Here is a 4,093-nt window from a genome sequence, read left to right as displayed (position 1 = left end):
GGCTTAAGCACGCTCTATCTTCAAAATTTTTGTAAAAAAAAACCGCAACTAAACTCTTTCTGTTCCATATGTTGTAAACTTCAACGTAAGCATAATTAGGATTTACGTTATTTTCAGGTGCAAATGCAGATGAAATGTACGCTCTCAACCCTATAAATATTGAAGTGTTAAGTTTAAAAAATAATGAAACTCAAGAGTCTAGCTGCGGCTATACCTTTTTGCTAATGTAACTTATATAAAGAACAATCCTATTTTGAAAAAAAATCGTTTAATAAACTATCCAGCTCTTCCACCTTATCGGCAACGGCAGTATCCTGATCCTGGGCCTTATTTTCTACTCTTAATACAGCTGTTGCATAATGCAATACAGCCATAGAGAGTAAATCCTGCTTGTCCCTTACCGCATAATTTTCCTGATAGTCCTTTATGCGCTCATTAATTATCTTGGCTGCCCGCCTTACAATTTCCTCTTCTTCCGTATTTACCTTTAAGGGATAGATACGGTCAGAGATAGTTATTTTTATCGAGATTTCTCCCATTTCTTAGCTTTGTTTCACTATTCCAGTAGCCTTATTTCTTCAGCAACACAACACACTTATCTATTTCACGCACAAAATCGTTAATTTTTTGCTTTATATCAAGAGTCTTTTCACTAGTTCCCTCAATACTTTTCGCTAATTTCAATACACGAAGCTTTTCTTCCAGGTCTGTATTCTTATTTTTAGCGGCGTCCAAAGTAGTCTTTATAGATTGATTTTCAAGCTTTAATAACTCATTTTCTTCTTGTAAAGCACCGCACAGCTCAATTAAACGGGCTGTTTTATGTAGTACTGAATTTAATTGTTCTGCAACCGAAGTCATGGTATTAAAATTTATTTTTATCTGAAATTCTACTCAATAAATTATTTTCTGATCTCTGCTTTTGCTGTTTGCGCTAAGTTAGATATAATCTTTTGCATAACCGCATCTATCTGCTTATCGGTTAAAGTCTGCTCTTCGTCCTGCAAAGTAAAATTCAAGGCGTAAGATTTTTTACCTTCAGGCAATTTATCCCCTTTATACACATCAAATACCTGTACGTTTTTAAGCAGTTTCTTTTCTGTCTTGAAAGCAATGGTTTTCAGATCATCAAAAGTGACAGCAGTATCCACCAACATAGAAAGATCTCTTCTTACCGCAGGATATTTTGGAACCTCTTTGTTGATGATCCTGTTCTTTTTAATCATCTCCAATAATAATGCCCAGTCAAAATCAGCATAAAACACCTCTTTATCCACATCACCTTTTTTTCTATCTGCAGCGGTAGCAGCACCGAAAGTAACAATAGTTTTGTCTCCACGGAAATAGCGCACACCATAAGCAAAGTTCTCGTCATTCACCTCCTCTGTTTGATAGGTGCTGATACCCAAACGGCCGGTAATGGCATCTACAGCAGCTTTCAGATGGTAGAAACTTACCGGATTGGCTTTATGGTTCCATTGCTCAGCCAGGCTCGTACCTGAAATCAGTAGCAGCAAGCGCGGGCGCTCTACATACTTTTCATTGATTAAGTGATAGGTCTTTCCAAATTCGTAGAACTTTACATCCTGATTCTTACGGTTCTGGTTATAAGCTACACTCTCCAGAGCCGGCATCAGCAAGCCCTGACGCATTACATTGAGATCAGAACTCAATGGATTAAGCAGATGTACAGCTTCGTCAATATTTTTAGAGTAAGTACTTTTAGTTAAAGAATTACACCAGATCTCCAGAAATCCGTTTGCAGTAAGCATATCTGCTATGATGTGCTGGGTCAGTTCTCTGTCGGGCTTTGATCCGTACGATAAAGAAGCATTGATCTTGGATGGAATGGCAATATTGTCGTAACCATAAATCCGAAGGACTTCTTCAGTCACATCGCACTCCCTGGTCACATCTACCTTGTAATTAGGTACACGTAAAGACAGCTGGCCTTCTTTTTCTTCGGCTACAGCGATACCTAAAGCAGTAATAATGGCTTTAATTTCTACTTCCGGAATAGAAGCCCCAATCAGATTGTTGATGTTTTTATAAGAAACCTCTACTTCAAATGGTTTAACCGGATTAGGATACAGGTCTGAGATACCAGAAGAAATAGTACCTCCTGCGATCTCCTGGATCAGCAGGGCTGCTCTTTTCAGTGCATATACTGTAATTTCCGGATCTGTTCCTCTTTCATACCGGAACGAGGCATCTGTTTTTAAGTTGTGGCGTTTGGATGTTTTACGTACCGATACGGAGTTAAAATAAGCACTCTCCAGGAATACATTGATGGTTTCTGCGCTTACTCCGGAGCTTTTACCTCCAAAAACACCAGCAATACACATCGGTGCTTCTGCATTGCAAATCATCAGGTCTTCTGCTGAAAGCTTACGTTCAACGCCATCCAATGTAACGAAGGACTCACCTTCTGTTGCTTTTTTGACCAAAACCTCTCCTCCTGTGATCTGATCGGCATCAAAAGCATGTAAAGGTTGCCCCAATTCATGCAGAACATAATTAGTGATGTCTACAATATTATTTATAGGACGAATACCAATCACTTTCAGCTTATCCTGCAGCCAGTCTGGCGAATCGGCAACAGTTACACCACTGATGCAGACACTGCTGTATCTCGGGCAGGCATCTTCATCTTCTACCAGCACTTTAATATCCAGGTCTTCATTATCTGTTTTAAAAGAAGAAACATCAGGCATCGTTATTCCGGTACGGAAATAAGCTGCCAGGTCACGGGCCACCCCCAGGTGTGAGGCTGCATCTGCACGGTTGGGTGTTAAACCAATTTCATACAGGTAGTCGTCTTCCATTTTAAAGTATTCTTTTGCAGGAATACCTACAGGGGTATCTTCAGGAAGTACCATGATACCAGCATGCGAACCGCCCAGGCCGATCTCATCTTCTGCACAGATCATACCCTCAGAAACTTCCCCCCTTATTTTCGATTTGTTGATTTTGAAAGGCTCTCCTTCGTTAGGATACACTGTAGTACCTACAGTGGCCACAACCACCTTCTGCCCTTCGGCTACATTAGGCGCACCACAAACCACCTGGATATGTTCAGCCCCTCCTGCATCTACAGTAGTTACTCTTAAACGGTCTGCATTCGGATGCTGTACACAAGTAAGCACCTTACCGATCACCAAGCCTTCAAGTCCGCCTGCAATGGGCTGTACTTTTTCCAGACTCTCTACTTCCAGACCGATATTGGTCAGGATCAGTGAAAGTTCTTGTGGGGTTTTATCTGTTTGAATGAATTGTTTAAGCCAGTTATAAGAGATCTTCATGTTATATTATCCGTATAAAATGCAAAGATATAAAATCTCAAACCAATCCTTCATCTGCAAAGCTAAAGAATGAGCGGTCTCCAATGATTATATGATCTAAAATTGGAATATCGAGGATTTTGCCTGCTTCCGAGATTCTTCTGGTTAACCTGAGGTCTTCGGTACTTGGTTTGGTATTTCCTGATGGATGGTTATGAGCCAGGATCAGATAACTGGCATTTCTGTCCAATGCATTTTTAAAAATGATTTTAGTATCCACCACCGTTCCAGACTGACCTCCCCTGCTGATGAGCACTTTATCCTTTACATGATTAGCTCGGTTTAGGATGAGCATCCAGAATTCCTCGTGGGGAAGATCAGAAAGAATAGGAGACAGAATATCAAAGGCATCTCTTGCCCTGGTAATCTTAAGGATTTCTGCTGGCAAACTTTCCTTTCTTCTTCTGCCCAGCTCTAGGGCAGCCACAACCGCAACCGCCTTGGCCTCTCCAATTCCTTTAAATTTACAGAGTTCAGCGATGGATGCTTTCCCCAACTGATCCAGATCATTTTTGTAAAAAAGGAGCAGGCGCTTGCTGAGGTCAACAGCGGTTTCTTCCCGGTTTCCAGAGCCAATCAGAATGGCGAGCAATTCTGCATCAGTTAGATGTCTTCTGCCTTGAAGTACTAGTTTTTCTCTCGGTCGGTCTTCTTCCGCCCAGTGCTTTATCCCTATTTTTTGTCCGTATATTGTCATAGGAACAAAAAAAACGGAATAAGCAGTGCCTATCCCGTTCTGAATATTGTAAAGC

Annotated in this window: 4 protein-coding genes; all 4 read right to left on the bottom strand. The window is 40.9% G+C overall.

Annotated elements, in window-relative coordinates; all coding sequences use genetic code 11:
- Window positions 1-248 precede the first annotated feature (248 nt).
- From DBR11_RS13325 to radC, 4 genes are read right to left on the bottom strand one after another with little or no spacing between them, the layout of a single operon-like run.
- Entirely contained in the window at window positions 249-539 is a 291-nt protein-coding gene (locus DBR11_RS13325) for a cell division protein ZapA (RefSeq protein WP_108553161.1), read from the bottom strand.
- A gap of 31 nt (window positions 540-570) precedes the next feature.
- The gene (locus DBR11_RS13320) at window positions 571-861 is read right to left on the bottom strand and encodes a hypothetical protein (protein WP_108553160.1); all 291 of its coding nucleotides are present in this window, start codon (window positions 859-861) and stop codon (window positions 571-573) included.
- Window positions 862-902: 41 nt separating this feature from the next.
- On the bottom strand, window positions 903-3,302 hold the full coding sequence (pheT, locus tag DBR11_RS13315) for a phenylalanine--tRNA ligase subunit beta (RefSeq protein WP_108553159.1): 2,400 nt from the start codon (window positions 3,300-3,302) through the stop codon (window positions 903-905).
- 37 nt (window positions 3,303-3,339) lie between these two features.
- On the bottom strand, window positions 3,340-4,038 hold the full coding sequence (gene radC, locus DBR11_RS13310) for a DNA repair protein RadC (RefSeq protein WP_199233835.1): 699 nt from the start codon (window positions 4,036-4,038) through the stop codon (window positions 3,340-3,342).
- Between the last annotated feature and the right edge of the window lie 55 nt (window positions 4,039-4,093).

The sequence above is a fragment of the Pedobacter sp. HMWF019 genome (genome assembly GCF_003061025.1).
In the GTDB taxonomy this organism is placed as follows: domain Bacteria; phylum Bacteroidota; class Bacteroidia; order Sphingobacteriales; family Sphingobacteriaceae; genus Pedobacter.
The sequence above is the reverse complement of the archived record's forward strand: the minus strand, read 5'-3'. Positions and strand labels throughout refer to the sequence as shown.